Origin of the sequence: Synechococcus sp. R55.3, from assembly GCF_047461975.1 — a bacterium.
Lineage (GTDB): Bacteria > Cyanobacteriota > Cyanobacteriia > Thermostichales > Thermostichaceae > Thermostichus.
On record NZ_JANSIG010000034.1, the window covers coordinates 1 to 22,662 of the forward strand.

Sequence of the window (22,662 nt, forward strand, 5' to 3'; positions counted from 1 at the left end):
CTGCTTGGTTGGGTCGCTCCTTCTTGCTCTTCAATGGCTTGCTCTGCCTGGGCCTGGCCTACTTGGGAGCGCAAGCGTCTACGGAATCTCAGTCCACGGCAACCGGGCTGGCGCTGAGGCGGTGATGCAAGAGTACAGCGGTACCATCCAGTTCCTGGATATTGAAGGGGGGGTGTGGGTGCTAACCCTGCCTTCCGGCGAGCACTACGCCCTTTTCCGTGCCCCCAAAGAGCTCTTGCAAGAGGGGCTAGAGGTCACCATCCAGGGACAGATCAAAGAAGACATGGTGACGGTGGCTCAGGTAGGGCCGGTTTTGGAAGTCAGGAGCTTCCGGCGGCAGCCCTAGCTTGGCTTGCGGCTCCGGCCAAATAAAATCGGGGATCCCTGTTTGGGGATCCCTGCTTTTCTGGAGTGCTTTTATGTCATTTCGATTCAAACTAAGGCACTCACCCACACCTAAAACCACCTAAAACGCTGGTCGCGTCGTCGCGTCAGCGTTGCGGAGCAATAACGCATGGGGTCAGAAGGCTTTTTTCAGCAGCCCAGGCGTCTCACCCTAACCTGAAACGACGCTATTCGCCAAAGAGAGAAGGGATCCCCACTAGGAAAACGCAGCCTCCAGCTCCTGCAGCGTCTTTTTCACCTTGGCTTGGGCTGCTTCCACCTCAGGTTGGTCATAGGCTTTGGCAGCAAAGTCCAGTTGTTCCAAGCTGCGGCCCATCTCCTTGGCCAGGCGCAGCACTTCCCGCTTTTGCTTATCCGGCAGGGTAGCCGCCAGGCCGGTCAAGGTCTTACGAGTGAGTCCCATCGGCCCGTGGATGTAGGAGCGAATCTCCAACCAGTCCTCCGCCTCCACCAGGCTTTGCAGTCGCTCCACCTGTTGCTCCAGTTGTTGCAGCTCTCGGGGCAGGACAGCAGCCGCTTGCACAGGAAGGGATCCCAGCCATAGCCCCAGTGTCAGGATGGCAACCAGCAACACACTCCGCCAGCGACAGATCATCACACACCTCCCACATGCCTGCAACAGGCTTGATTTCTTGGCCATCATTGGGCAACCAAATGAATAGTTTACCTGCTGGCTGCACCCCAACCCCTTGGCCGCCTCTCGAAGAGCCCAACAAATCGGTTAGGCTAGAGCTGTAAAAGAATGTAAACGACACTCTCATGCAACGCATCATCCTCATGACCGGCAAGGGTGGAGTCGGCAAAACCTCGATGGCGGCGGCGACCGGCTGGCGTTGTGCCGAGATCGGCCTGAAAACTCTGGTGCTGAGCACAGATCCGGCTCACTCTCTGGCCGATAGCTTCGATCAGCCCTTGGGCCACGAGCCGGTCGAGGTCAAACCCAACCTTTGGGGAGCGGAGTTGGACGCCCTCAACGAACTGGAGCTGAATTGGGGATCTGTCAAAACCTATATTACCCAGGTGCTGCAGGCGCGAGGGCTAGATGGGGTGCAGGCGCAGGAGCTGGCGATTTTGCCGGGGATGGATGAGATCTTTGCCCTGGTGCGGGTGAATCGCCATTACGACGAAGGCAAGTTCGATGTGCTAATCATCGACTCGGCCCCCACGGGCACGGCTCTGCGCCTCTTGAGCCTGCCGGATGTTTCGGGCTGGTACATGCGCAAGTTCTACAAACCCCTGCAAGGGCTGGCGCAAATGCTACGTCCCATCGCCGAGCCGATTGTGAAGGGGCTGACCGGGATCCCGCTGCCCAATGACCAGGTGCTGGATGCCCCCTATGAGTTCTATCAGAAGATCGAGCGGCTGGAGCGCATCCTCACCGATAACCGCATCACCTCCGTGCGGCTGGTCACCAACCCGGAAAAGATGGTGATCAAAGAATCGCTGCGGGCCCACGCCTACCTCAGCCTCTACGGGGTGGCCACCGATTTGGTGATCGCCAACCGCATTTTGCCGGATGGAGTGGTGGATCCCTACTTTGCCGCTTGGAAGGCTGCCCAGCAAAGATATCGGCAGGAAATCCACGAAAACTTTGCCCCCCTGCCGGTCTTCGAGATCCCGCTGTACTCCGAGGAGTTGGTGGGGTGGGATGCCCTGGCCCGCCTGAAAAAAGACCTTTGGGGGGATCGCAACCCGGCGGACGTGCTCTATGCCGAGCAAACTCTGAATGTGGTGACCGACAACGGCCAGTACCGACTGGATCTTTACCTGCCCGGGATCCCGAAAGAGCGGGTGGAATTGACCAAAACCGGGGATGAGCTGAACATCCGCATCGGCAACCACCGCCGCAACTTGGTGCTGCCTCAGACTTTGGCGGCCATGACCCCGGCCCGCGCCAAGATGGAAGAAGACTACCTGCGCATTCATTTTGCCGCTTGAGCCTGTAGCCGCTAACAGGCCCGTTTCGCTTACTTTTGGGTCCCCGAACGTGAAGTTGACCTTCTGGGCTTTTTTCAAGCGCATACAAGCCCACGCTCTTCCGTCTCCACCTCGACCCTGGTCGCGTCAGTGTTGAACGGCAACGACGCAGCGACAGCGCAAGATGGCACAATGAGAAAATCCCCCACCTCTAAAGATTGATCGCCAAGGATCCCTCCACAGAAGAGCATGAGATCATGCTGTTGCTTCGTATCTTCCTGGTGGCTCTGCTCATCACTTTGACGGGTTGGTTTTCCCCTCCCGCCAGTGCTCTGCTCAACGACGACCGTTACGATGGCAACATCTTTGCCCTCTACGGGGCCAACGGCGGCATGATCCCCCCCCGCGTCTCCCTGAAGCAGGCAAAAGAGCAAGGGATCCCGGCCCTCCTTGTGTACTACATCGATGACAGCAGCGATTGCAAAAAATACGCTGCCACCATTGCCAACCTGCAGGTTCGCTACGGGCTGGGAGTCTATTTCATTCCCTACTCGGTCGATTCCCTCTTACCCGGCGACGAGCGCGGCCAATACTACACCGGACAAGTGCCTCAAACCCTTCTCTTCGACCCAGAGGGAAACATTGTCTATCAATCCGCCGGCAACCGCCCCATCACCGAGGTGGAAAACGCCATTCGCGCCCTCTTCAAGTTGGATCCCGTTCCCCCAGGGGTGATCAAAGCCAAACCTTTCAACGAGATCCAAACCGGATTTGCCGGATCCCGTTCTCCCCAAGCCTACCCCCCTACAAAGGCCCAGCCGTGACGGCCAACCCCAATCGCGATAGCGGGACGGAATCCTTTCCCTCCGATTCTCTCGAGGCTCTGCAGGAAAAACTCCAGAGTCTCCAGGCTCGCCTTGCCGATCTGCGGGAACTGGAGCGCATGGCCCAGCTTTCCCCTGAACAATGGGCTGAAATCCAAGCCGAAGCCAGCCAACTGGAGCAACGCCTCCAGGCTTATGTGCTAGAGGTGTTTAATCCTGTCCCTGCCACCTTTTGGCAGGTGGTGCGCTTCGGCGGCCTTGGCCTGCTGCTCGGCATTGCCCTGCAGCGCTGGGTGCTGAGCTAGCCTACCCCTTAGGATAGAAAAGCTCTCGGATCCCGGAGCTCTTGTCCATGCGCATGCGACGTTCCAAGCCGTTTAGTCTTGACCGCATGACCTCCCGTTTTCTGCCTCTGGTCATTTCGATTCAAACTAGGACACTAAACCCATAAACCCAATGTTGATTATACGCGGCTAGAAGGCTTCTCTCACTCTCAATGGCCCAGGCGCCTCACTCTAACCTGAAACGACTATAAGACGATAGCTAAGTTGGCCGTGATAGGCTCAACAAGAGAGTTATTCCCACCATCAAACTCCCCCAAATCCAAACAACCTGTCGCAGCAGCCCCAAACTTTCCTGCACCACTTGCGGGGTCAAAGGGCGAGCCGGGATCCCCAATTTGGGTTTCACCTTCGGGATCCCGCGATAGAAATTGGTTCCCCCCAGTTGGATCTGCAGCCGCCAGGCAAAAGCCGCCTCGCTCCACCCGGAATTGGGGCTGGGATCCGCCTGCGCATCCTGACGACACCGCTGCCAAAACCCCCAGGGATCCCGGCTGAGCAGGGCCAGGGTGAGCACCGTCAGGCGGCAGGGCAGCCAAGTCAGCCCATCCTCACAGCGGGCCGGCACCGTGCCCAAATGGGTGAAGGGGGGATGGCGGTAGCCTACCATCGAATCCAGAGTGCTGCTGGCCTTGTAGGCCAAGGCCAAGGGTGCCCCTCCCAAGAAGGCGTAGAACAGAGGGGCAGTCGCTCCGTCGGGGGTATTTTCGGCCACCGTCTCAATCACCGCCCGCAAAATCTCCGGCTCCGTCAGGTGCTCTGTATCCCGCCCCACGTAGCGGCTGAGCCGTTGACGGGCCTCCGGCAGATCCCCTTTTTCCAAGGGATCCAACACCTCCAACGCAGCAAAGCGCAGGCTGCGCCCTCCCAGACAACTGGCCATGAGGGTTACCTGCATGAGGATCCCTGCCCAGGGATGGATGGCATTGCCAATGGCGACCAGCCCCCAGCCTATGCCGTAGGATCCCCCCACCAGAGCCAGGGTGAGCACTGCCCCGCCCCACCGTTGTGCTTGCGGAGTCGAACAGTGCTTGAGGATATAGCCTTGTCCCCAGGCAATTACAGCCCCCATCACCCGCACCGGATGAGGCCAACCCCAGGGATCCGCCAGCAGGTAATCCAATACCAAAGCTGCCGCCAGCACCAGCCCGGCAGTCGGTTGGGCCGGAAAAAACAGCCAGCCGCCGGGAAAGGGCTCCGTCCCACTAACGCGAAAGGACTCCGTCCCGCTAACGCGATCAAACCACAAATCCACTCTCCTGATCCTGAGCCGCTTGCCAGCTCCGGGCATCAAAATACAGATCTTCCAGAGTGGTTTCCTCCAACACCTGCTGCACCCGTCGAGCGATCCGCTGCCACAGGGCTTCCGTCACCCAGTCCAGCCGCTCCGCCGGATGCACGGCTGAAGGATTAGAACTGTCCATGAGAGGATCCAAGGATTCTCCCACTGCCGCCAAAATGGCGCTAATCGGGATCCGCCGCGGTGCCCGTGCCAGCCGGTAGCCCCCCTGGGCCCCCCGTTGGGAACAAACCAAGCCAGCCTGCCGCAACTCAATCAGCAACTTTTCCAGGTAGGGAGCCGGGATTCCCTGTCGCTCGGCAATGGCCCGCACCGAAGCCATTTGCCCGGAGCCGAGCATAGCCAGATCCAACAAAGCCCTGATGCTATAGGTGGCCCGCGTTGTCAAGCGCACCGGGATCCTTCTCCAGAGAGAAAAGAGGAAAGAGCAGAGAGAAAAGAGCCTCACTTCTCAATCCTCACTCCTCATTGTTGCTACGCAACGCTAGCACGAAAGGCAGATGCCTGGGTATCGGGGCACCGGCCAAGAGAAGTTAATCTGGGGATCCGAGGCGATCTCTAATTGCTCTAATTGGCTATTGTCTGGTTATCGGCAGCTCAGCCTTGGAGCTCGGGATGGAACACCCCACCGCCAGCCTTTATTTGGTGGCTACCCCCATCGGCAACCGCGAAGACATCACCCTGCGGGCGCTGCGGGTTCTGCGCGAGGTGGATTGGGTGGCAGCAGAAGATACTCGCCACTCCGGCCAGCTTCTTAAACATTTTCAAATCTCCGCCCGCCTCATCAGCTATCACGAGCACAACGCTGCCCAGCGGATCCCTCAACTCCTGAAGTATCTGTCGGCGGGCCAGTCGGTGGCCCTGATCAGCGATGCCGGCACCCCCGCCATTTCCGATCCGGGAGAAGAGCTGGTGCGTGCCTGCATTCAAGCTGGGATCCCGGTGATCCCTGTGCCGGGGCCGGTAGCTGCTGTTGCGGCCTTGACCGCTTCGGGCCTGCCCACAGAACGATTCGTGTTCGAGGGATTTTTACCTCTTAAACCCAGTCAGCGACAGGCCCGCCTGCAACAGTTGGCCCAAGAAGAGCGCACCGTCGTTCTCTATGAAGCCCCCCATCGCCTGCGCCAAACTCTGCAGGATCTGCTGGATCACTGCGGCCCAGAGCGGCAGATCGTGCTGGCGCGGGAGCTGACCAAGCTGTACGAGTCCTTCTGGCGGGGATCCCTGGCAGCAGCCTTGGAGCACTGCGCTGCTCAGCCGCCCCGAGGGGAGTTCACCCTCTTGCTTGAGGGATATGTCGGTGCCGTTCGCGGCCCCGTCGCGACAGCGTTACAAAGCAACAACCCTGCCAGGGGCGGGGCGGAGTCCTTGAACGGGCTGGGAGACGGTGCTTCGGAAGCGGAAATTCGCCAAGAAATGGCCCGGTTGCTGGCCGAGGGCCTATCCCGCTCCGCAGCCAGCCGCCGGTTGGCCCAGCGTCTGCAGGGATCCCCCATCTGGACGCGGCGCCGCCTTTACGATCTATCCTTGCAGCTTGAGCCGCTCTCCAGTTCTGGCGGGACGGAGTCCTTTTCTGAGTACGTCAGCGCTCCACATTGTTTCCAAGACAACAGCGAGACCGAGTCCTGAGGTGTTCGCGTTAGCGGGACGGAGTCCTATGGCACGGATTTTATTGGTGGACGATGAAGTGGAGTTGGCCGATTCTCTGGCCCAGCAACTGAGGCGAGAGGGCTACACGGTGGACGTGGCCTACACGGGGGGGCGAGCCTGGGAACTGCTGCAAAAGACGGGATCCCTGCCCTACAATCTGCTGGTCTTGGATTGGATGTTGCCGGAGCTCTCCGGGCTTTCCCTCTGTCAGCGGGTGCGGCAGGTGGATGGCACCACTCCCATCCTGTTTTTGACCGCCAAAGATACCCTAGACGACCGGGTGGAAGGGCTGGATGCCGGGGCAGATGATTACTTGGTAAAGCCGTTTGAGCTGCGGGAACTGCTGGCGCGGGTGCGAGCCCTCTTGCGGCGGGCCACCGGCCCTGGAGAAGGGATCCCTCGCCTGCAGGTCGGGGATTTGGAGCTGGATCGGGAGAACCAGGTGGCCTACCGGCAGGGGCGGATGATCCACCTCTCTCAAAAAGAGTTTCGCCTGCTGGAGTACTTCATGACCCATCCCGGCCAGTTGCTCACCCACGACCAGATCTACGAGCAGGTGTGGGCCGGAGAGGATCCCCCCAGCAGCAACGTCTTGGCAGCCCAGGTGCGCCTGCTGCGGCGACGCCTCAGGTTGCCCGGGGCAGCAGAATTGATCCACGCCGTCTACGGCAAGGGCTATCGCTTCGGGCCTGTCGCCGGGGATCCCTAGCAGCCGTCCCACCTGTAGATAAAACCAAGGCTCCCCCGAAAAGAAGGAGCCCTGCCGGGTCTGGGGAGCGCTTTCAGTCAGCAATGCCACCAGGGCGTTCCCCCCTTCAACCCTGGGGAGCCCAGTCGCCGCGCTATCGGCAACTCCCCTCTCCTCCTGTGGGAAAGGGGCTGGGGGTGAGGGATCACTTGGACTTGAGCTTCTCGGCTTTCTCGATGGCCTCTTCGATGGTGCCCACCAAGTAGAAGGCTTGCTCCGGCAGATCGTCCAGTTCTCCCGACAAAATGCGCTGGAAGCCCTTGATGGTGTCTGCCAATTTCACATACTTGCCGGGGGAGCCAGTGAATACCTCCGCCACGAAGAACGGCTGGGACAGGAAACGCTCGATGCGGCGGGCACGGGCCACCACCAGCTTGTCCTCTTCCGACAGCTCGTCCAGCCCCAGGATGGCGATGATATCTTGCAGCTCTTTGTAGCGCTGCAGAGTTTGCTTCACCGCCCGGGCAGTGTTGTAGTGCTCTTCGCCCACAATGTCCGCCTGCAGGATGGTGGAAGAGGAATCCAGGGGATCCACCGCTGGATAAATACCCTTAGCCGCCAAGCTGCGGGACAACACCACCGTGGAGTCGAGGTGGGCAAAGGTGGTGGCCGGGGCCGGATCCGTCAAGTCGTCAGCAGGCACATACACCGCCTGCACCGAGGTGATGGATCCCTGCTTGGTGGAGGTGATGCGCTCTTGCAGGTTGCCCATTTCGGTGGCCAAGGTGGGCTGGTAACCTACTGCCGAGGGCATGCGGCCCAACAGCGCCGACACTTCCGACCCGGCCTGCACAAAGCGGAAGATATTGTCGATGAACAGCAGCACGTCCTGCTTGTTAACGTCGCGGAAGTACTCTGCCATGGTCAGGGCAGTCAGGCCAACCCGCATGCGGGCACCCGGTGGCTCGTTCATCTGGCCATAGACCAGCGCCACTTTGTCCAGCACACCGGATTCTTTCATCTCGTTGTAGAGGTCATTGCCCTCGCGGGTGCGCTCTCCCACGCCCGCAAACACCGATAGGCCAGAGTGCTCCTCAGCGATGTTGTGGATCAGCTCCTGGATGAGCACTGTCTTGCCGACGCCGGCACCGCCAAACAGGCCCACCTTGCCCCCCTTTTTGAAGGGGGCCAGCAGGTCAATCACCTTGATGCCGGTTTCAAAGGGCTCTGGCTTAATCGTCAAATCGACAAGTGGAGGCGCACTGCGGTGGATGGGGGCAAATTCTTGGGCTTGAACGGGCTCTCCTTTGTCAACCGGCTCTCCCAGCACATTGAAAATGCGCCCCAGGGTGGGCTGCCCGACCGGCACAGTAATCGGAGCGCCCGTATCCACCACCGGCATGCCCCGCACCAGGCCGTCGGTCGAGGACATGGCCACCGCACGCACGCGGTTATCCCCCAAAAGCTGCTGCACCTCAAAGGTGACGTTAACCTTCAGGCCGCTTTCGGTTGTGCCCTCCACCTTGAGGGCATTGTAGATTTCGGGCAGCTTGCCGCTGGGAAACTCGGCGTCGATCACAGGCCCAATGACCTGAGTGATGTAGCCAACATTGGTGGCAGTAGCGGTGGCAGTAACCATGATTGAGGCTCAGCTCCTTGTGTGCTCAGTTATCGACTCAGCAATGCCGGGTGTAAATCATTATCATCATACAAATAAAGGGATCCCAGTTGCTGCCGCACTTTTGCCTGTCCAGCCTATGGGGGATCCCCGGCAGGGAGGGCTTTTCTTCGCTACCCTAGAGCTAGGTTAGAGAGGGGGATCGCCAGCGATGAGCCACTACGGAGGCCGTACCGCACAGCTCAGCTCCGTCAGGTTGGGAGGACGGCGTTCCCGCCCGCGTCGGGGCCGGGCCCTACAACTGGGGATCCTCGGCTTTTTGCTGGGGCTGGGGGCGATGGGGGCAGCCTGGTGGTACACCATTGGGCCGCGGCAGACGCTTTCCTTGTATTGGCTGACCAGTGCCGACAACTCCATTTACTATGTGCAGCAAGAGCGCACGGTTCGCGCCTTCGACGCTCAGGAAGCCATCCGCCTGGCTCTGGAGGAGCTGATTGCCGGCCCCAGGGATCCCCACCTCACCACGGCCATTCCCCCCCAGACGCGGGTGTTGGATGTGCGGGTGGAGGGCGACGATATTTTCCTCAACTTCTCCCCCGAATTCACGCAAGGGGGGGGATCCACGACGATGATGAGCCGGATTGCGCAGGTGCTCTACACCGCCACCAGCCAAAACCCCGGCGCGCGGGTGTGGATCTCGGTGGAAGGCCGTGCCCTAGAAGTGCTGGGGGGCGAGGGGCTGATCCTGGATCAACCCCTGACACGGGCCTCGTTTGTGCCCAGCTTTCAGTTGCCGGCGGAACCGGCAACCCCAAAGGATTCCGCCCCGCTAACGGGGTCGCCAAAGCATCGCGTAGCGATAACGGCCTCTTGAGGCGGAAACCATGAACTGGTTCCAGCGAGTGGGCAGCAGTTTTCTCCTGACCGGTCAGGTGATTCTGCATCTGATGCGGGGCCGTATCCATCGTCGCAACACCCTGGATCAGCTTGCGGCGGTGGGGCTGGAGTCGCTGCTGATTGTTTTGATTACGGCGGTGGTGATCAGCGGTGTTTTCACCATCCAGTTGGCGCGGGAGTTCATCAACTTTGGCGCTTCCTCCCTAATTGGGGGAGTTTTGGCGATTGCCCTTGCCCGCGAGCTGACACCGGTGGTGACGGCGGTGATCTTGGCCGGACGGGTGGGATCCGCTTTTGCTGCCGAGCTGGGCACCATGAAAGTCACGGAGCAGATCGACGCTCTGCTGTTGTTACGCACCGATCCGGTGGATTATCTGGTGATCCCGCGGGTGCTGGCTGCGGGGCTGATGCTGCCGGTGCTCACCATCCTCTCCCTGCTGACGGGGCTGGTGGGGGGGATGGTCATCTGCGCTTCGGTTTACAATATTCCTGCCACGGTGTTTCTCAACTCGGCGCAAACCCTTCTGACCTCTTGGGATTTGCTCGTCTGTTGTTTGAAGGCGATGGTGTTCGGGTCTTTGATCGCCATTGTTGGCTCCAACTGGGGCCTTTCCACCAGCGGGGGAGCCAAGGGGGTGGGTCGCTCCACCACCGATGCAGTGGTTACGGCGCTGCTGGGCGTGTTTGTCACCAACTTCCTTATTTCTTGGCTGTTGTTTCAGGGGCCGGGGAGCGCCCTCAGCCGCGCGTTGTAGCCACTTCTGCTGTCCCGTTAGCGTTGCGGAGCAATAGGGAGAGAGCTAGGATGGGATCCCCTTTCCCTTCAGCGGTGCAGAGCACTTTGCGAGTAGAATTTCAGATTTTCCGACAGTTGCCGCCGGAGCCGCCCCGCTGGCAGTCCTTCTGGCTGGAGACATCCCCTGGCGCCACCATTCTCGATTGCCTCAACCAGATCAAGTGGGAGCAGGATGGCAGCTTGGCCTTCCGCAAAAACTGCCGCAACACCATCTGTGGCAGTTGCGCCATGCGCATCAACGGTAGGGCAGCCTTGGCTTGTGGCCGACATGTGGGCGAAGAGCTGGATCCCCGCAGCCCCCAGCCGCAGCCTATTCGCATCGGCCCTCTGGGAAACCTGCCCGTTCTGCGGGATCTGGTGGTGGATATGCAGCCCTTCTGGAACGATCTCAGCCGGGTGGATCCCTTTGTCAGCACGGCGGGGCGACGCATCCCGGAGCGAGAGTTTTTACAGCTGCCTGCCGAACGGGAGCATCTCAACGCTGCCGGTGGCTGTATTCTCTGCGGAGCCTGCTATTCCGATTGCAATGCCAAAGAGGTGAACCCAGAGTTTGTCGGCCCCCATGCTCTGGCCAGAGCCAACCGCCTCGTCCAAGACAGCCGCGACAGCCAACGGGAACAACGCCTGCAGGCTCTGGATAGCTTGGCTGGTGTCTGGGGCTGTACCCGCTGCTGGAACTGCAACAGCGTCTGCCCGATGGGCGTGGCACCTCTGGATCAAATCACCGAACTCAAACAGGGGATCCTCTCCCGCCCTGTAGACAAGACCGCTGCTCTGCCCACCGACCGTTCCCCATCGCACGCTGTTCGCGCTATTCGGACGGAGTCCTTGCCCATAGCCATCCGCCACCGCAAGACTCTGGTGCAACTGGTGCGCTCCGGTGGTTGGATAGATGAGCGCCGCTTTGCCCTGCAGGTGGTGGGCCGGGATCCCAAAGGGCTGCTCAGCTTGGTGCCTTTGGGTCTGCGCCTGTTGGCCAGGGGCAAATTTCCCTTTCGCTTCCAGCCCTCTGCAGGGGCGGCGACGGTACGGCGGCTTATCGACACAGTTAGGCAGGAAGGAAGGGATCCCCTCTAGGCTCCAGTTTTGAGGTTGTCTTGGCCGGAAATCAATCTGGCACTCAAAATCCGATCCCCCACTTTGATGTGGCGCAGCACCTCCGTTCCCTCTGTAACGTACCCGAACACGGCATAGCGGCCATCCATGAGGTTTAACCCCGCCGGGGTGAGATCCGGCTCAGCCATAAAGATGAAGAACTGAGAAGAGGCGCTGTTGGGATCGTCGGGATAGCGGGCCATGGCCACCGTCCCTTCGGCGGAAAAGGGCAGAGCCGGTTCCACATCCCACAGGCCCATCTGATCAAAAGTCTGGCCGTAGCGGGGCATCACCTCGCCTTTGGCGCGAATCTCCATAGGAATGGTGCGAATTTTTCCGGTGGCGGGATCCACATAGCCATCGGCAGGGCCAGGGGGATCCCCGGCCTGCGCCAGGAAGAAGGTCTCCACCCGGTCAAAGGTCAGGCCATCGTAGAAGCCCCGCTGCACCAGGTCGGCAAAGTTGCCGGCAGTGATGGGGGCGCTGTAGCCATCCAAGGTGATCACCATGCGCCCAGCGGTGGTGTTTAGCTCCACCTCTGCCCGCCCCAAGAGCTGAGGTTTGTCGGCATACTCAGCAGGCACTGTGTAGGGGAAAGCCCCCACCCAGTTGTTTTCCAGGGATCCCAACTCGTCCACTAGACGGTCGTAGGCAGCGCGGGCCTCTTCTTTACCCTTGGATTTGCGCTCGCTGGCTTGGCCGATCACCCGCAACTGCTCCCGCAGCGCAGCCATCTGTTCAGAGGCTGGGGTCACCCGATCCGGGGGCAAGCCGGCCAGCAGGGAATCTCCATAGCGATCCAAGAGGTGCTCTACCTGGCGCACATCTCCCCGCACCGCTGACCAGCGGTTGTACTTCAGGTCGGTGTCGATTTTGGAGATGGCCTCATCAATTTCCAGCAGCTTCGTTTCCTGAATAGGCAACGCCCGCCGCAACAGGGTACGTGGATCGGTAATGGCATCCCCCTGGGGCAGAGCCAAGGCCGGGATCCCCCAGAGCGCCACCCCGCAGAGCAGAGCAGCTACGTAGAGGCCAATCCGGCAAAGGGATCCCCATTGCCAAAATCCTTGGGCACGCTGCGTCATGGTTCCTACCGACTGCAAAACCACTCCTGTCTCAGCCTGACATCCCACCGTCACAGGCGGCAAGCGCTGTCAAACCTCGATAGATATCTCCACGACTGGCTCACTCCACCTGGGGGAAAGCCGTCATCGCTACACGACGCTTTTGCGACCGCAATAGCGGGACCAACTTCTCCAAGGGCATGGCTACACGGCTCTCCTACCTAGTTGGTTGGCGTCGGTGTTGGCGTCGGCGTTGGCGTCGGTGTTAGTGTCGGGGTAGAGGCAGGAGTGGGTCGAGGTGTCGGAAAGTCCGTCGGTGCAGGAGGTAGGGGCACCGGAATGCGGAGGCGGCAGGGCTGATCCGATTGATTACCTTCTGGGGCATAGCAAACGCGAATAAGATCCTCCACAAAGCGGAGCTGATTAAAACTAAGTTGATCCGCTTGTCGAATGATGTCAGTGATGATCTCCTCCAAGTTTCGCGCTGTTCTGGAAAGAGGTACGCTGACAAACAAAATGTTTTCCAGATCCCTAATTTCTGGAGGCGCTAAGTTGAAGAAAGACACTCTATCCCGTTCCCGCAGCAAGATGCGATAAAGGGCTTCACTCCAAGGGGAAACATCCACGGCTGCGCTGAAAACAAATCCCCGCAGGGGTGTAGGCTGGCCGGACTGACGCCCTTGGCCCAGGAGATTGGACTGAACCGATACCAATTTCCCCGGCGGCTGAGTAATCGATCCGGAAAAGGGGATGGTGAACCGCAAGTTGCCCTCCAAGGCAGTGGTTGACAAGGCAGGCAACAAAATGTCCCCTCTTGAGCTTAGGTTGAACAACTCAACCTTATTGCCTCTTGAAAAGAGCGGCCCTCCCGAACAAAGGGCGGCTGTTGAGCCTGAAGGGCAAAGCTGAGCAAAGGGATCAACCACCAATCCCAAAATGGCAGAGGTAGAGCCAGAGCCAGAGCCGGGATCCCTTGGCGGCGACCCCACGGTCGAGGGGCTGCTGGAGGTACCACCACCGCAACCTTTCAGGAAAACCGTTAGGGAACCTGTAAGCACTGCCGCCAGGACAAGCGCAGCCGGTTGCCAAAATCTTCTGGGTATACCGAGTCGTCGAAACATTTGCTTATCGCCTCGCTCTCGATTAAGGATGTTGTCAGCCTGCGGAATGACTCTAGCGGGATCCCACCGTGAGAACAGCGTCGCTGAATGGCGCCACAAAACGGCTGCCTTCTCTCTCAACTCTCAGCTCGCCACTGAGAAGATAAGAACCAGCAGATAGCGGAACATTGCTTTGCACCCTCATTTGCAGGCGGTGCTCCCCAATAGCAGCAGGGAATAAGTTGGCAAAGGGAGCTTCCAGCCCTTCAGAAAACCGTGCCAGCACAAAAGTCCCCTCAGTAGCTGCAGCCAGACGCTGTAACTCCAGAAGATTCAAATCGACCCCCAACCCAACCACATACACGGTGAGTTTTTGTCCTCGCTCTCTGGCCAAAGTTGTCAGCTCCTGAGTAGCTTGGTTGATGGAGCGGGTGCTTTCGTTGTCAATCCCATCGGTGAATACCACCAAGCGGCGGTTGAAACGCTCGGTGGGCCGAAAGTCGCTCAAGAAACGCCCGGCTTCTACCGTGGCATCGTAAAGGGCGGTGTTCCCTCCGGGAACAGCACGCAAAACCCCTCGTCTCAGTAGCTCTTTGTCGCTGGTGAAGTCTTGCAACAGCTGAGCCGTGCGCAGAGGCTGCCCCAGGGCTGTAACGCCAAAGCCTGCTCCCCGGTTGTCAAAGCGCAGAATGGCGCCCAGATCCAGGAGTGCAGGGCGAAATTGATCCAGGAGCCGAAAAACAGCCAGGAAGCGCCGAGATTGGGGATCCAAGACCAACAGGCTGCCTGAGCCATCCATCAGCACAGCCATGAGCAAAGGCCGCTGAGCCAGATCCGACGGGGGGTTCTCGATCCGGGTGGGTGTCAGGGTCAAGGCTACCGGCTGCGGGATCCCTAGCAAATCGGTTACCCGGTTCACCTGCAAGCTGACCTGGCCGGCGGAGAGCTGGGTTACCGGTTGGGGCGGATCCCCGCCTTGCAAGAGGGCAAGGTTGAACTCCATTTCCCCTTGTGTGCCAGAAAAGGAGCGGGTCAGAGCGCCATTGAACGTCAGGCGAGCTTGGGATCCCACAGCCGACGGCTCAATGCCTGTACCGCCAGAAGAGCCACAGCCGACAAGGCAGCTTCCCACGAGCACCAGGAGAAGCAGCCAACCAGCTTTTTGGCTTTTTACTTGACCGGGCTGTATTTTTACAGTCATTGCAGCTGCCAGTGCAAGCATAGTGGGGTGGCATGAAAGTACGGAGTTACAATACCACCCAGTAATTCTGAAAGCTACTGTAGCGCTTGGTGTAGGCTTAAAGATTTTTACTGCAGTTAGAGGATCTCGAGTTCATCTTTTTTCAATCTTTTTTCACAATGCGAGCACAGCGGGTCTCAGCTTTGAGCCTAGTAGGGCGGCTAAAGCCTGTCTGCTCCGAGAATTGCTTCGAGATAAAGACCCCTTTGTTTTGCCACTTGTGGCAAGCGTTCTCGCTGACCAATTGTCAAATAAGCCGGCGCTCTCCTCCGTGGCCTATAGTTCATAGCAGCTCATCAGTGCAGGTGTAAGCTCTAAAAGGATCCCCTGGGTGAGGAGGAGAACTGAACATGGCGGCAAAGCAACTCAAGTTCTATTGGAGCCCCCAACACCAGCTCTTTAGCTGCGATGGCGCCAAGTTGGAGGGGCACGGCTACATCCAAACCAACCCCTCCCATGACCTGGTTCACCTGCTCATTGCCGCCAACGGCAACATGCCCTGGCAGCCGGTGGAAAGCCGCGAGCAAACTTGCTTTGCCGAGTACAACGCGGTAATGCTGGAGCACCTGTTGGTCAACTGCTTCAACGCAGCGGTGCTGGGATCCCTGCCTGCTCAGCAGATCATCCCAGAGGCGCGGAAGTTCTTGCGGTGGTTTGTTTCAGAACACTACGCCCCTTTCCCGGTTTCTGAAGAAGAGGCTTTTCGTCGCTTTGCTGCGCACCTGGATATTGAGCGCATTGTGCGTTTGTTCCCCTATTTTTACAGTCTGCGGGCTTGGGAATGCTTCAGCCTCGATTACCGCGCCGAGACCTACGACCTGGAGTTCACCTCCGAGGATGATCCCGTTCGAGAGGCCCCGGAATGGGCGGCGGATCCCAACATTTTGGAGACTCAGGAGCTGGTGCGGCAAAAGCTCTCTGAGGCAGTAGCCGAGGCGGGCTCGATCCGGCCCAAACCGGAGCCCGTTTTCCCGCCAACTTCGTCAGCTTCTCCTCTGTCCGATCCCCCAGCCAAGACCAGGCAGAAAAAAACCGGACTCGGCTTCAAGCCTGCCCGTTGATGGATCCCCTCACCCCTTTCCCACAGGGAGAGGGGAAGACTAATCTGCGCCTTTCACTAGCCGACGAAAGGCCTTTTTGCCCACCTGCAAAATCCGCCCGGCCAGCTCCGAGGCATGGGCAAACTCCAGGTCGGGATCCTCCACCTTTTGCCCATCCAGCCGCACGGCGCCCCCTTGAATCTGCCGACGGGCCTCGGCGGCACTCTTGCACAGGCCACACTCACGCAGGATGTAGCTGAGTTTAACAGGGTAAGACAACCCATCGATGGCAAAGGTGGGGATGGATCCCGTTTCCGCAAGGCTACCTTCTAGCACCAACGCTTGAGCGGTGCGCTGGGCCTCTTCTGCCGCTGCAGGGGAGTGAAACTGGGCCACTAGGGTCTTGGCTAGGAGGATCTGCCGCTGGCGGGGATCCTGCGGCAGCTCGGCAAGGGGCACTGAGGTGAGCAACTCAAAGTAGCGCTCCACCAGGTGATCCGGCACCTTCTCCAGCTTGGAGTACATGGTGAGGGGATCCTCGGTCAGGCCCACGTAGTTGTTTTTGGACTTGGACATTTTCTGGTACCCGTCCAGCCCCTCCAAAAGCGGCACCGTCACGCAGAACTGCGGCGCTTGGCCCTTCCAGATTTGCAGATCTCGCCCGGTGAGCAGGTTAAAGCGCTGGTCGGTTCCCCCCAGTTCTACGTCGGCTGCCAGAGCCACCGAGTCGTAGCCCTGCAGGAGGGGATAGAGAAATTCGTGCAGATAAATTGGCGTTCCAGCTCGGTAGCGCTGGGCAAAGTCTTCTTTGGCCAGCATCTGCCCCACCGTCATCTGGGCCTGGAGTTCGATCAGCTCGCTGAGAGTCAGGTGGGCCAGCCACTCGCTGTTGCGGCGCACCTCCAGCCGGCCAGGGGTCTCAAAATCCAAGATCTTGCCGGCCTGCTCCAGATAGGTGCGGGCGTTTTCCTCCACTTCTGCTGGGGTGAGGCGGGGACGGGCCTCCGATTGGCCGGTGGGATCCCCGACCAGCGCCGTGAAGTCCCCGATGAGCAAAATGGCCACATGGCCCGCATCCTGGAACTGGCGCAACTTGCGCAACACCACTGAATGGCCCAGGTGTAGATCCGGTCGGGTGGGATCGATGCCCAGCTTCACCCGCAGGGGACGATCCGCTTGCGCCAAGCGCTCCGCCAGGGCAGCAGCTCCTCCTGGAAAGATCTCGGCCACCCCCCGCTCAACAATTTGGGCTATCAACGGATCCCGGTACGTTGGCGAAACTGAGGCTGACGATAAACTCAAATCCTGCTCCTCCGGCTGAACCCATGAGCCATTTTAAGCCCACGCAAAAGATGCTCGATTCTCAACTCAAGATCTTCTCCCCCTAGCCCGGTTGGAGTTGTCGATGGGCAGGGTTGGCCATCCTGCTGCCCCAATAGACGCCGCCCTATAATGGGTCTGGCTTGTTGTTGCTTTGCAACACGGACGTGACAGGGTTTTTGACGTGACCTACGGTCGCAGACCATTGGCCCGCCGGGCGAGAAAGCCGGGGTTGGAGCGTGTCTCCAATTCCCCTTTTTCCGGATCGGGGTTTGACGAGCATGCCGACTATACCCCACCCACCCGCCCCTCCCGGATTGCCCAGGTTGCCGGTGTGGTGGGCAATCTGTTGCTGGGATCCCTGCTCTTGGGATCCACAGCAACGGCTGCCGGATTGGTGGGGTTGGCCATCAGCTTTCGCAACTTGCCGGATGTGCATCAATTGCGGGATTACGTGCCCATTGCCACCACCCACATTGTCGATATTCGGGGCGAGCCCATTGCCAGCCTACACGGGGAGGCCAACCGAGAAGTGATCTCCCTTGAACAGGTCTCACCGGAAATGAAAAAGGCTTTGCTGGCCATTGAAGACAGCCACTTCTACACCCATCCAGGCATTAATCCGGTCAGCTTGGGCCGGGCGATCCTGGGCAGTGTAGAGGGGGGTATAGGCTCGGCGGGAGGGGGATCCACCCTGACAATGCAGTTGGTCAAGAACCTGTTTTTGAGGCCGGAGCGTACCCTCAGCCGTAAAGTCGCCGAGATCGTGTTGGCGGTGCGTCTAGAGCAAGTCTTCAGCAAAGACGAGATCCTGGAGATGTACCTCAACCAGGTGTACTGGGGGCACAATCTCTACGGCATCCAGGCGGCGGCCCGCAGCTACTTCAACAAGGATGCGTCTGAACTGAACTTGGCTGAAGCGGCGATGTTGGCTGGGATCCTGCCGGCCCCGGAAACCCTCAGCCCCTTTCGCAACCTGGAGGGAGCCAAACGGCGGCAACACCTGGTGCTGGATCGTCTGGTGGAGCTGAAGTGGATTACCCCCGAGGAAGCCCAGGCGGCGCGGGAGCAAAAGCTGACCTTAGGCCGCATTACCTCCTTTCAAAGTAACGCCCCAGCAGTTACCGACGCCATTGAGGCGGAGCTGCGGCGCCGCTATGGGGAACAAGCTCTAATGCAAGGAGGTCTGCGGGTTCAGTCCACCATCGATCTGCGTCTGCAGCGCCTTGCCCAGCGCATTGTCAATGAAGATGGCCCCCGCATTGGGGCAGCTCGTCGTGCCGATCAAATGGCTTTGGCGGCAGTGGATCCCCGTACCGGCTATGTGAAAGCCATTGTGGGCGGGATCAACGCTCAGCGGGGCCAATTTAACCGCGCCACCCAGGCGTTTCGCCAAACGGGATCCACCTTCAAGCCTTACGTATACTACGCAGCTCTGGCCAGCGGGCGCTATTCACCCGGCAGCATTTTGGAAGATACCCCCGTCACCTATCCCGGCTCGCCGCCCTACAGCCCGAAAAACTACGACAACACCTTTTATGGCCCCCTCACCTTTGCTCGGGCTTTGGAGCTCTCCCGCAACGTGCCCACGGTCAAGTTGGCCGATGATGTTGGGATCCGCAACGTCATCGCAGCGGCTCAGGCCACCGGCATCAGTGCCGAGATGTTTCCCAACTTGGCTACAGCTCTGGGCTCGGCCAGCGTCAGCCCCCTGGAGATGGCGGCCAGCTATGCGGTCTTTGCCAATAGCGGATATCGGGTGGAGCCGACCCTCTTGGCCCAGGTGGTGGATCGCAACGGCCAAATCCTCTTCGAGGCCAGGCCCCAGCCGGAGCGGGTTTTGGATCCCTGGGCGGTGGCGGTGCTCAACCAAATCCTCAAAGGGGTAGTGACCCAAGGCACCGGGAGGGCAGCTCGTCTGGACGATGGGCGACCTGTAGCCGGCAAAACCGGCACCACCTCTGATTTCCGCGACGCTTGGTTCATCGGCTATGTGCCGCAACTGTCTACCGCCATTTGGATCGGCAACGACAACAACTCCCCCATGCTGCCGGGTACGGCAGGAGGCGCTTTTGTGGCCCCCACTTGGAAGCGCTTTATGACCGAGGCTCTCCAAGGGATCCCACCCCAGGACTTTCCCAGCCCGCATCAGTTCCGTCGTCCCTAGGGGGGATCCATGACCTACAGCGAAGAGCGGCTGGCGCGTATCGAGCGCACGGTGGAGGCCAATGCCCAGGCCATCGCCCAACTGACCCGACAGAACCAAGAGGTGCTGCAAACCATTGCCGGCACCGAGGAGCGCATTGCCAGGGCCGAGGAGCGCATTGCCAGAGCCGAGGAACGCATTGCTGGCGCCGAAGAACGTCTGGAGGCCGAGGTCAAACGCTGGGACGAGCGGTTTTTCCAGCTCAGCCGCGATACCCTCAACTTCACCCGCAATGTGGTTACCATTGCCGCCATCACGGCTGTTTTGATCCCCCTGCTCAGGGATGTCGCTCCCCTGCTGATCGAGCTGTTGCGGGAGGGATCCCGTTAGCGCTTTCCAGCCGGGACGATCTCGCTTTTCCAACCGCTGGCCAACAAGTGGTTATCGGCAATTGCGCTGAGACAGCCGCGATTCCACCTCTCTGGGGTCGAGCAGGGTTCCAACCGGAATCGAGGTGTCCAAGGGATCCCAAAGCGTAGTGATTCTGAGTTACACTAAGACTGCAAAGAAAGGTAACGCCTTTTTCTGGTTCTCCTGACCCTTCACCGCGTTCTTTCTTGCATTCCTTGCACAAGACACAGAGGACAGACGATTATGGCTTTTGAACTCCCGGCTCTGCCCTATCCTGCTGACGCGCTGAAGCCCTACATGTCGGCAGAAACTTTCTCCTACCACCACGGCAAGCACCACGCAGCCTACGTAGCCAACCTGAACAAGCTCATCGAGGGCACCGATCTGGCCAACAAGTCTCTGGAGGAGATCATCAAAGCCACCTTTGGGGATCCCAGCAAAGTGGGTATCTTCAACAATGCTGCCCAAGTTTGGAATCACACCTTTTTCTGGGAATCCATGAAGCCGGGCGGGGGAGGTGCGCCTACCGGGCCTATTGCCGACAAGATCAACGCCGATTTCGGCAGCTACGACAAGTTTGTCGAGGCTTTCAAGACGGCGGCTGCCACCCAATTTGGCAGCGGTTGGGCCTGGCTGGTGCTGGACAACGGCACCCTGAAGGTCACCAAAACCCCCAATGCCGAAAACCCCCTGGTTTACGGCCAAACGCCCCTGCTCACCTTGGATGTGTGGGAGCACGCCTACTACCTGGATTACCAAAACCGGCGGCCTGACTTCATCAGCGCCTACCTGGAGCACCTGGTGAACTGGGATGCCGCCAATGCCCGGCTGGCTGCCGCCTGACTCTACCTGTTCTGGGATCCCTTGACGGGGGATCCCATCGAGGACTAGCCTCGCGTAGCTTTTTGCGGAGGGATCCTTGTGGATCCCTTTTTTGCGCCTAGTCTTTCCCCAAGCGTTCTCGCTCCTCGCGCAACCGCTCCAGAAAGCCAGGGGTGGGAGGTTGGGTTGGGGGTGCTGCAGGGGGAGCAGGAGTTGGAGCAACCCGGTTCATCTGGGGGAACAGGGGTTGGTTGATGGGCGGCGGCGGGAGAGGCTTGGCCGGGACAGGGGCTGGAGAAGGTGGAGCAGCGGGCGTGGGCACGGCAACCGGTCGGGGTGGAGGCACAGCAGGCACTGGAGTGGGAGGGGACACCTGCCGAGTTGGAGCGGGGGGCTGAGGAGTAGGGGACACTGCCCCTGAAGTTGCCTCCGGCCTGGGTGTGGGCTCGCTTGCAGACTCACCCATTCCCGGATCGGGGGCAGGATCATCCTCAAACACCAGTTCACCCTCCGGATCCCGCGGCAGCCAGTCCAGCAGAGGTTCAGGAGTGGCTGAGGGATCCCGCTCAGGGTGCTCTGCACCGCCGACTGGAAGGGGGCGTTCGGGGGCAGCAGGCGGTCTTTCGCTGCCTGGGCCCGGATCCAACAGCAGACGCAGGCCCCAGAAGGTGCTCCCCGCAATGGCCACAAAAAGGGCTATCCCAGCCCAGAGGGGAAACGGCTTGGCCTCGGGCTCTGCCTGGGTACTGAGCAGGTGTGTGCCCGACTGCCCTGCATCCACCGCCGCCAGGGTGCGCTCGGAGAAGATGGGTGCGGTTGGGGGGGGCGCGAGGGAAGAGCTGGCAGCGCTCTGGGAGTGCAGGGATCCCTCCAATTGGGCGCTGAGAACCTTCATATCTTGGGGCCGCTGGTCGGGATCTTTGGCCAGACAGGAGAGCACCACCTGTTCCAGCTGCAGCGGAATCTCATAGGGCAAATTCGAGCGATCGAAGGGCTGAGGCTGTTGGTAATTGTGGGCCTCGTACCAGCCGGGGAAAGAATCGCTCTTGGGTCGCAGAGGTTGTTGCCCGGTCAACATGCGGTAGAGCACTACGCCAAGCGAGTAGATATCCGAGCGGGCATCCAGGGCTTCCCCGCGCAGCTGTTCGGGAGAGGCATAGCGCACCGTACCCAAAAAGCCGGTGGTCTGGGTGCCAAGGGCAAGGGAAACGTCGCTGAGGAGCTTGGCAATGCCGAAATCCAAGATTTTGACGGTCTCCCCCAACGTTTCATCTTTTAGGACGAAGAGGTTGCTGGGTTTGATGTCGCGATGGATCACCCCCTTGATGAGATGGCCATCCTGCTCAGTCTCCAGGTTGTGGGCGTAATAGAGACCGGCGCATACTTGGCGGGCCATCCTCACCACCTGTTGAGGCGGCAGCACCGGCTGCTTGAGCATTAGCTCCCCCAAACTGCGCCCCGTTAGGTATTCCATCACCAGGTAAGGTTGGTCGTTCTCTAGGCCATAGTCCAATACCTTGACAATGGCAGGGTGCTCCCCCAACAACGTGCTGATGCGAATTTCCTGCTGAAAACGTTTGTGCAACTGGCGTCGGGTGTTGTCATCGCCTGCTAAGTTTTGGTGCAACAGCTTGACCGCCACCGGACGGTTGAACAGGCGCGTATCGACAGCCTTGAACACCCGCCCCATGCCACCTGCTGCAATGCTGTGAACCAGTTGATAGCGCTGGCCGATCACTTTTCCAGGAGCAAGCTGGTGCATAGGCAGCCTAGGAGCATGTACCCTCTGATTCTAATGCGTGTTTCTCGGGGGTTTCTCCCGCCTTTCTCTGGGCACTACTGCCAAGCTGTTTTCACTGCTTAATGTGTCTTAATGTGTCTGATGTACTTACTTTTGAATACTTATTAAACGCCCTGCCAGTAATTGAAGGCCGGACAAAGTCTGTGGGGCATCGAGAGCTACTTGGATCTGGAGGGATCTGATAGAC

Annotated in this window: 23 protein-coding genes; 13 read left to right on the top strand and 10 right to left on the bottom strand. The window is 59.6% G+C overall.

Going from position 1 to position 22,662, the window contains the following annotated elements:
* Window positions 1-124 precede the first annotated feature (124 nt).
* The gene (locus NW849_RS07065; RefSeq protein ID WP_414356853.1) at window positions 125-346 is read left to right on the top strand and encodes a hypothetical protein; all 222 of its coding nucleotides are present in this window, start codon (window positions 125-127) and stop codon (window positions 344-346) included.
* Between the two features lie 255 nt (window positions 347-601).
* Here NW849_RS07065 and psbQ read toward each other — a convergent pair whose 3' ends face one another.
* Complete coding sequence (gene psbQ, locus NW849_RS07070) at window positions 602-1,000, bottom strand: photosystem II protein PsbQ (RefSeq protein ID WP_414356854.1); 399 nt, start codon at window positions 998-1,000, stop codon at window positions 602-604.
* A 164-nt stretch (window positions 1,001-1,164) separates the two neighbouring features.
* On the opposite strand from psbQ, the gene NW849_RS07075 reads away from it, so the two are divergent.
* The 3 genes from NW849_RS07075 (at window position 1,165) to NW849_RS07085 (ending at window position 3,451) form a co-directional block, all read left to right on the top strand.
* Window positions 1,165-2,343, top strand: a complete 1,179-nt coding sequence (locus NW849_RS07075) for a TRC40/GET3/ArsA family transport-energizing ATPase (protein WP_414356855.1) — start codon at window positions 1,165-1,167, stop codon at window positions 2,341-2,343.
* 236 nt (window positions 2,344-2,579) lie between these two features.
* On the top strand, window positions 2,580-3,146 hold the full coding sequence (locus tag NW849_RS07080; protein ID WP_414356857.1) for a thylakoid membrane photosystem I accumulation factor: 567 nt from the start codon (window positions 2,580-2,582) through the stop codon (window positions 3,144-3,146).
* On the top strand, window positions 3,143-3,451 hold the full coding sequence (locus tag NW849_RS07085; protein WP_414356858.1) for a hypothetical protein: 309 nt from the start codon (window positions 3,143-3,145) through the stop codon (window positions 3,449-3,451). The genes NW849_RS07080 and NW849_RS07085 overlap by 4 nt, the downstream gene beginning before the upstream one ends.
* A gap of 238 nt (window positions 3,452-3,689) precedes the next feature.
* Here NW849_RS07085 and cbiB read toward each other — a convergent pair whose 3' ends face one another.
* Together cbiB and NW849_RS07095 are read right to left on the bottom strand one after the other, a co-directional pair.
* Window positions 3,690-4,742 carry an adenosylcobinamide-phosphate synthase CbiB gene (gene cbiB, locus NW849_RS07090; RefSeq protein ID WP_414356860.1) on the bottom strand — a complete coding sequence of 351 codons (1,053 nt, stop codon included), beginning with the start codon at window positions 4,740-4,742 and terminating at the stop codon, window positions 3,690-3,692.
* Window positions 4,726-5,181, bottom strand: a complete 456-nt coding sequence (locus tag NW849_RS07095; RefSeq protein ID WP_414356862.1) for an Rrf2 family transcriptional regulator — start codon at window positions 5,179-5,181, stop codon at window positions 4,726-4,728. The genes cbiB and NW849_RS07095 overlap by 17 nt, the downstream gene beginning before the upstream one ends.
* Before the next feature lie 221 nt (window positions 5,182-5,402).
* Here NW849_RS07095 and rsmI point away from each other — a divergent pair, with 221 nt between their 5' ends.
* A complete protein-coding gene (rsmI, locus tag NW849_RS07100; protein WP_414356863.1) occupies window positions 5,403-6,416 on the top strand; it encodes a 16S rRNA (cytidine(1402)-2'-O)-methyltransferase in 1,014 nt (337 codons plus the stop codon).
* 28 nt (window positions 6,417-6,444) lie between these two features.
* On the top strand, window positions 6,445-7,146 hold the full coding sequence (gene rppA, locus NW849_RS07105; protein WP_414356864.1) for a two-component system response regulator RppA: 702 nt from the start codon (window positions 6,445-6,447) through the stop codon (window positions 7,144-7,146).
* 184 nt (window positions 7,147-7,330) lie between these two features.
* Here rppA and atpD read toward each other — a convergent pair whose 3' ends face one another.
* Window positions 7,331-8,764 (bottom strand): F0F1 ATP synthase subunit beta, encoded by a 1,434-nt coding sequence (gene atpD, locus NW849_RS07110; protein WP_414356866.1) that lies wholly within the window; start codon window positions 8,762-8,764, stop codon window positions 7,331-7,333.
* A 190-nt stretch (window positions 8,765-8,954) separates the two neighbouring features.
* On the opposite strand from atpD, the gene NW849_RS07115 reads away from it, so the two are divergent.
* The 3 genes from NW849_RS07115 to NW849_RS07125 all read left to right on the top strand — a co-directional run bounded on the left by NW849_RS07115 (window position 8,955) and on the right by NW849_RS07125 (window position 11,513).
* Complete coding sequence (locus NW849_RS07115; RefSeq protein WP_414356867.1) at window positions 8,955-9,617, top strand: GerMN domain-containing protein; 663 nt, start codon at window positions 8,955-8,957, stop codon at window positions 9,615-9,617.
* A 10-nt stretch (window positions 9,618-9,627) separates the two neighbouring features.
* Complete coding sequence (locus NW849_RS07120) at window positions 9,628-10,395, top strand: MlaE family lipid ABC transporter permease subunit (protein WP_414356869.1); 768 nt, start codon at window positions 9,628-9,630, stop codon at window positions 10,393-10,395.
* Window positions 10,396-10,481: 86 nt separating this feature from the next.
* The gene (locus tag NW849_RS07125; protein ID WP_414356885.1) at window positions 10,482-11,513 is read left to right on the top strand and encodes a succinate dehydrogenase/fumarate reductase iron-sulfur subunit; all 1,032 of its coding nucleotides are present in this window, start codon (window positions 10,482-10,484) and stop codon (window positions 11,511-11,513) included.
* Here the strand turns inward: NW849_RS07125 and NW849_RS07130 are convergent.
* The 4 genes from NW849_RS07130 to NW849_RS07145 form a co-directional block, all read right to left on the bottom strand.
* Entirely contained in the window at window positions 11,510-12,616 is a 1,107-nt protein-coding gene (locus NW849_RS07130) for a peptidylprolyl isomerase (protein ID WP_414356871.1), read from the bottom strand. The genes NW849_RS07125 and NW849_RS07130 overlap by 4 nt on opposite strands.
* 200 nt (window positions 12,617-12,816) lie before the next feature.
* Window positions 12,817-13,386, bottom strand: a complete 570-nt coding sequence (locus NW849_RS07135; RefSeq protein WP_414356873.1) for a hypothetical protein — start codon at window positions 13,384-13,386, stop codon at window positions 12,817-12,819.
* Between the two features lie 29 nt (window positions 13,387-13,415).
* Window positions 13,416-13,610, bottom strand: coding sequence for a hypothetical protein (locus NW849_RS07140; RefSeq protein ID WP_011430906.1), 195 nt, complete (start codon window positions 13,608-13,610; stop codon window positions 13,416-13,418).
* Window positions 13,611-13,768: 158 nt separating this feature from the next.
* Window positions 13,769-14,827, bottom strand: coding sequence for a vWA domain-containing protein (locus NW849_RS07145; RefSeq protein WP_414356875.1), 1,059 nt, complete (start codon window positions 14,825-14,827; stop codon window positions 13,769-13,771).
* Window positions 14,828-15,285: 458 nt separating this feature from the next.
* Here NW849_RS07145 and NW849_RS07150 point away from each other — a divergent pair, with 458 nt between their 5' ends.
* Entirely contained in the window at window positions 15,286-15,996 is a 711-nt protein-coding gene (locus NW849_RS07150; protein WP_414330718.1) for a hypothetical protein, read from the top strand.
* Window positions 15,997-16,035: 39 nt separating this feature from the next.
* Here the strand turns inward: NW849_RS07150 and tyrS are convergent, their stop codons facing one another.
* Complete coding sequence (tyrS, locus tag NW849_RS07155) at window positions 16,036-17,232, bottom strand: tyrosine--tRNA ligase (protein ID WP_414356886.1); 1,197 nt, start codon at window positions 17,230-17,232, stop codon at window positions 16,036-16,038.
* A 247-nt stretch (window positions 17,233-17,479) separates the two neighbouring features.
* Here tyrS and NW849_RS07160 point away from each other — a divergent pair, with 247 nt between their 5' ends.
* From NW849_RS07160 to NW849_RS07170, 3 genes are all read left to right on the top strand, one after another.
* A complete protein-coding gene (locus NW849_RS07160; RefSeq protein ID WP_414356876.1) occupies window positions 17,480-19,462 on the top strand; it encodes a transglycosylase domain-containing protein in 1,983 nt (660 codons plus the stop codon).
* A 9-nt stretch (window positions 19,463-19,471) separates the two neighbouring features.
* Window positions 19,472-19,831 (top strand): hypothetical protein, encoded by a 360-nt coding sequence (locus tag NW849_RS07165; RefSeq protein WP_011434073.1) that lies wholly within the window; start codon window positions 19,472-19,474, stop codon window positions 19,829-19,831.
* A gap of 264 nt (window positions 19,832-20,095) precedes the next feature.
* Window positions 20,096-20,695, top strand: a complete 600-nt coding sequence (locus tag NW849_RS07170; protein ID WP_414356877.1) for a superoxide dismutase — start codon at window positions 20,096-20,098, stop codon at window positions 20,693-20,695.
* A gap of 97 nt (window positions 20,696-20,792) precedes the next feature.
* On the opposite strand, the gene NW849_RS07175 is transcribed toward NW849_RS07170, so the two are convergent.
* Window positions 20,793-22,436: a serine/threonine protein kinase gene (locus NW849_RS07175; RefSeq protein WP_414356878.1), complete on the bottom strand. Its 1,644-nt coding sequence runs from the start codon at window positions 22,434-22,436 to the stop codon at window positions 20,793-20,795.
* Window positions 22,437-22,662: the final 226 nt, after the last annotated feature.

Excerpts from the sequence above, each read along its gene's own strand:
- NW849_RS07065 (WP_414356853.1), top strand. The coding sequence starts at position 125 with ATGCAAGAGTACAGCGGTACCATCCAGTTCCTGGATATTGAAGGGGGG.
- psbQ (WP_414356854.1), bottom strand. The coding sequence starts at position 1,000 with ATGATCTGTCGCTGGCGGAGTGTGTTGCTGGTTGCCATCCTGACACTG.
- NW849_RS07075 (WP_414356855.1), top strand. The coding sequence starts at position 1,165 with ATGCAACGCATCATCCTCATGACCGGCAAGGGTGGAGTCGGCAAAACC.
- NW849_RS07080 (WP_414356857.1), top strand. The coding sequence starts at position 2,580 with ATGCTGTTGCTTCGTATCTTCCTGGTGGCTCTGCTCATCACTTTGACG.
- rsmI (WP_414356863.1), top strand. The coding sequence starts at position 5,403 with ATGGAACACCCCACCGCCAGCCTTTATTTGGTGGCTACCCCCATCGGC.
- rppA (WP_414356864.1), top strand. The coding sequence starts at position 6,445 with ATGGCACGGATTTTATTGGTGGACGATGAAGTGGAGTTGGCCGATTCT.
- atpD (WP_414356866.1), bottom strand. The coding sequence starts at position 8,764 with ATGGTTACTGCCACCGCTACTGCCACCAATGTTGGCTACATCACTCAG.
- NW849_RS07115 (WP_414356867.1), top strand. The coding sequence starts at position 8,955 with ATGAGCCACTACGGAGGCCGTACCGCACAGCTCAGCTCCGTCAGGTTG.
- NW849_RS07120 (WP_414356869.1), top strand. The coding sequence starts at position 9,628 with ATGAACTGGTTCCAGCGAGTGGGCAGCAGTTTTCTCCTGACCGGTCAG.
- NW849_RS07130 (WP_414356871.1), bottom strand. The coding sequence starts at position 12,616 with ATGACGCAGCGTGCCCAAGGATTTTGGCAATGGGGATCCCTTTGCCGG.
- NW849_RS07150 (WP_414330718.1), top strand. The coding sequence starts at position 15,286 with ATGGCGGCAAAGCAACTCAAGTTCTATTGGAGCCCCCAACACCAGCTC.
- NW849_RS07165 (WP_011434073.1), top strand. The coding sequence starts at position 19,472 with ATGACCTACAGCGAAGAGCGGCTGGCGCGTATCGAGCGCACGGTGGAG.
- NW849_RS07170 (WP_414356877.1), top strand. The coding sequence starts at position 20,096 with ATGGCTTTTGAACTCCCGGCTCTGCCCTATCCTGCTGACGCGCTGAAG.
- NW849_RS07175 (WP_414356878.1), bottom strand. The coding sequence starts at position 22,436 with ATGCACCAGCTTGCTCCTGGAAAAGTGATCGGCCAGCGCTATCAACTG.